Here is a 4,178-nt window from a genome sequence, read left to right on the forward strand (position 1 = left end):
GAGACGCGCCCCCTTGAGCATAGAGATCGGCGCCGTAAAAGCGCGCATTCCCGATCCCATTGCGCGCGGCATTGGCCTCGGCGCGCGCCACCAGACCCGCATCGCCCTCGACCCCGACGACCTCGCGCGCCCGCTGCGCGAGCGGCAGCGTGAAATTGCCAAGCCCGCAGAACAGATCGAGCACGCGCTCGTCGGGCCGCGGATCGAGCAACGCCAGCGCCTGATCGATCATCCGCCGATTCAGTTCCAGGTTCACCTGGGTGAAATCGGTCGGCTCGAAGCCGAAGGTCAGGCCCTGATTCGGCAGGCTGTAGCTGAGCGCGATCTCCTGGCCAGGCAGCGGTCGAATGCGCTCGACCCCGCCTTCCTGCAGATAGAGATGAAAACCGGTCTCGGCGGCAAAGCCGAGCAACCGCTCGCAATCGGCCGCCGAGGGCGGGTCCAGCACGCGCAATACCAGCACCACCGGCCCATCGCCCATCGCGACCTCGATCTGCGGCAGGCGCTCGCGGATGCTCAGGCCCTCGATCAACCGCGCCAAGTCTTCGAGCCGCTCACCAACCGCCGGATGCAAGACCTCGCAGCGGCGCACATCGGCGATGAAGCTCGAACCGCGCTCGCGAAAGCCGACCAGCACCCGCCCCTTCTTCGCCACCCAACGCACCCCGAGCCGCGCCTTGCGCCGATAGCCCCAGTGCGCCTCGGCGGCTAAAGGCGGCAGCCAGCGCGCCGGCGCCAGACCGCCGAGGCGTTGCAGCACATCGGCCAGGATCCGCTGTTTATTCTCGATTTGCGCCGCCGGCGCCATGTGCTGCAAGGCGCAGCCGCCACAGATGCCGAAATGCGCGCAACGCGGCTCGACCCGCTGCGCCGACGGCTCCAACACCTCGCTGACGACCGCCTCGTCATGGCGTTTCAAACGCCGCGTCAAGCGCACCCGCACGCGCTCGCCGGCCAAGGCCCCGTGCACGAACAGGGTCTTGCCCTCGACCCGCGCGACCCCGCGCCCGTCATGGGCCAGCGACTCGATCTCGGTCTCGATCGGCGCCGCCGGCAACGCCTTGGATGTCCGGCTCATCGCGCCACCCCTGTTGGTTCGTCCATCATCTCCTCGCTCGTCCAACCGTCGGCGCCGATCATAACGCGCCACGCCTGATACCGCAGGCCGGGCGTCACCCTGATACACTTGCCATCACCCCTTCTCGGAGCTGATGATCATTTCAGAGACACCATGACTCTTCGCCAAAAAGACATCGATTTCATCAAGGAGAACCTCGGCAACTGGCTCGAGGAACTCGCCATTATCGCCCCGGTGCGAAATCATCAGGACCAGCTCGAGCGGCTCGAAGCGATCGAAGACGCCCTCGAACAGCAGCGTCGTTTCCTCAAAGGCCAGGGCGAGCAGATCGACAGACGCATCTCGTCGATCCAACAGACGATCGAACGTCAGCAGGAAAGCAGCGAGACACGCTTGACCAATCTCAACGACGAGATCGAGCAACGCCTCGCGCGGCTGGAAAAACGCATCGAGGCCACCGACAAGCGTTCCCAGGGGCAGGAGAAACACTTCCCGCACCTACAGGATGTGATCGAGCAGCAGGGCAAGGACATCAACCGCCGCATCAACCGCTCGTTGTTGTTGACCTTCTTGGTCATCGTGGTCATTGGCGCGCTGATCGTCATCGAGGTGATGAAACTGATCACCACCGGCAGCCTCATCTGAACGCGCCCGCCGGCTCGGCTCGGCCCAGGCCGGCCCGCTAGCGCTCGGGATAGACGCCGGTCGACAGATAGCGATCGCCGCGATCGCAGACGATCGCCACGATCAGGGCATCCTCGACCTCGGCCGACAGCTTGAGCGCCGCGGCCACCGCGCCGCCGGAAGAGACACCGGCGAAGATCCCCTCGCGCGCGGCCAGGGCGCGCATCGTCTCCTCGGCCTCGCCCTGCCCGACGTCGATGACGCGATCGACCCTGGAGGCGTCGTAGATCCTGGGCAGATAGGCCTCGGGCCAGCGCCGGATACCGGGAATGCTCGCGCCCTCCTCCGGCTGCACGCCGATGATCTGCACCTCCGGATTCCGTGCCTTCAGATACCGGCTCGTGCCCATGATGGTGCCGGTGGTGCCCATGGCGCTGACGAAATGCGTCACGGCACCCTCGGTATCGCGCCAGATCTCCGGGCCCGTGCCCTCATAATGGGCCAGCGGATTATCCTCGTTCGAGAACTGATCCAGGCGCACGCCCAGCCCTTGCGCCTCCAGCTCGCGCGCCAGATCGATCGCCGCCTCCATGCTGCCGGCCTTGGGCGTGAGCCGGATCTCGGCGCCGTAGGCCGCCATCGCCTGGCGGCGCTCCACGCTCATGTGCTCCGGCATGATCAGCAGCATCCGATAGCCGCGGATCGCGGCGGCCATCGCCAACGCGATCCCGGTGTTGCCGCTGGTCGCCTCGATCAGGGTGTCGCCGGGACGGATCGCGCCGCGCCGCTCGGCGTGGCGAATCATGCTCAGCGCCGCGCGATCCTTCACCGAGCCGGCCGGATTGTTGCCCTCGAGCTTGGCCAGGATGCGATTGCCGGTCGCGCCGGGCAGCCGTTGCAGCCGCACCAGCGGCGTATTGCCGATCTGTTCTTCGATGGTCGGATAACGCATCGCTCATCTCCAGGCTGATCTGTTCCACCGCGTCTCATCCAACCCGCCGCAGCAAGATGACGGCCCCAATGGTAAACAGCAGCGGGGGTGTAAAGGCCGCGAGCGCCGGACTCAATCCGTACAGCAAGGCCAGATAGGTGAAGGTGCGACTGACGAGATAGAATAGAAGCCCCAGCGTAATGCCGATGAAGAGCTTGATGCCGGTGCTGCTGCTTCGCGCCGAGCCCAGCAGCACCGGGATGGCGACGAAGATCATCGCCAGGATCAACAGCGGCTGGACCAGCTTGGCCCAGAACGCCACCGCATGCGCGCCGGCGTCCTGCCCGCTCTGTTGCATGTAGCGCAGATACCGAGACAGTCCCCAGAGCGACAACGCCTGCGGCTCGACGACGATCGTCTCGAGCAGGCGCGGATTGAGCAGCGAGTCCCAGCGCGCGCGCTCGAAGCGTTCCACCTCGACCCGCTCGGAGCCGATGCGACTGCGCTCGATATCCGTCAACACCCATTGCCCGTCGCTGTAGCGAGCCTTGCCCGCATGCGTGGCGGAACGCAACCGATGGTCCTCGAACACGAAGAGATCGATATCGGCCAGCTCGGCCCCGGCCTCGATCCGACGCACATTGATGAAGGCCTCGCCATCGCGCGCCCACAGCCCTTGCCCGCTCATCTGCACGGCATCGCCGCTGCGCGCGCCCGCGCGCACGGCGAGCGCGTGCCGCTCGGCCGCCGGCACCACCAGCTCGCCGACGGCGGTCGCGACCAGCGCCAGCAGCAGCCCGCCCACCATCGCGCCGCGCACGATGCGCGCGATCGACAGCCCCGCCGCGCGCATCGCGACCAATTCCGACCGCGCCGCCAGCTGCCCAAGGCCGATCAAGGCGCCGATCAGGGTCGCGATCGGAAACACCTGATACAGATAACGCGGCATCGTCAGGGTCACGAACCAGACCGCATCGCGCAGCCGATAGGCCTCATCGCCGACCTGGCCGATCTCGTCGGCGAGCACGAAGACCGCCAGTAACGGCATCAGGACCGCCAGGGTCAAGAGCGTGCCACCGAGCACGGCGCCGGCCAGATAGCGATCGAGGATGGGCAACGACGCTCCCTACTCTCAAAAGGGGTGTTCAGGCGGGGTTCCCGGCTGTCCCGGCGGGGTTCCCGGCCGATCGGCAATCAGGCATGGCCCGCGCTACGGATACCGGGACGATTCCTGATAGACTTTCGCGATGATAACTCAAGCCCCCGCTCAGCCGCCTCAGGAGCCTCGATGGAATCCAAGATCGCCAGCCAAGACCTGACTCAGGTCGAGACCCCGTGCCTGATCCTCGGCGTGTTCAGCGAGCGCCAGCTCTCCGCCGCCGCGCACACCATCGATGCCGCCAGCAACGGCGCCCTGACCGCGGTGCTCGCGCAGGGCGATCTCGACGGCAAGATCGGCAGCACGCTGATGCTCTACGGCGTGGCCGGCGTCCGCGCCGAGCGCCTGCTGCTGGTGAACTGCGGCAAGCACGAGGAATTCGACCG

The 4,178-nt window shown here is 66.6% G+C and carries 5 protein-coding genes; 2 read left to right on the top strand and 3 right to left on the bottom strand.

The annotated features are described in order from the left end of the window. A partial coding sequence (gene rlmD / locus ACLFQI_RS12035) for a 23S rRNA (uracil(1939)-C(5))-methyltransferase RlmD (protein WP_410759651.1) occupies positions 1 to 1,078 on the bottom strand: 1,078 nt, incomplete at its 3' end. A 153-nt stretch (positions 1,079 to 1,231) separates the two neighbouring features. Between rlmD and ACLFQI_RS12040 the strand changes: the two genes are divergently transcribed. Then, entirely contained in the window at positions 1,232 to 1,723 is a 492-nt protein-coding gene (locus ACLFQI_RS12040) for a hypothetical protein (RefSeq protein WP_410759653.1), read from the top strand. Between the two features lie 37 nt (positions 1,724 to 1,760). Here the strand turns inward: ACLFQI_RS12040 and cysM are convergent, their stop codons facing one another. Both cysM and lptG read right to left on the bottom strand, forming a co-directional pair. After that, entirely contained in the window at positions 1,761 to 2,654 is an 894-nt protein-coding gene (cysM, locus tag ACLFQI_RS12045; RefSeq protein ID WP_410759655.1) for a cysteine synthase CysM, read from the bottom strand. Positions 2,655 to 2,688: 34 nt separating this feature from the next. Next, a complete protein-coding gene (gene lptG / locus ACLFQI_RS12050) occupies positions 2,689 to 3,750 on the bottom strand; it encodes an LPS export ABC transporter permease LptG (protein ID WP_410759657.1) in 1,062 nt (353 codons plus the stop codon). Between the two features lie 171 nt (positions 3,751 to 3,921). On the opposite strand from lptG, the gene ACLFQI_RS12055 reads away from it, so the two are divergent. Continuing rightward, on the top strand, positions 3,922 to 4,178 hold a 257-nt coding region (locus ACLFQI_RS12055), incomplete at its 3' end, for a M17 family peptidase N-terminal domain-containing protein (RefSeq protein WP_410759659.1).

Source organism: Halochromatium sp. (assembly GCF_046541315.1).
Taxonomy (GTDB): domain Bacteria; phylum Pseudomonadota; class Gammaproteobacteria; order Chromatiales; family Chromatiaceae; genus Lamprobacter.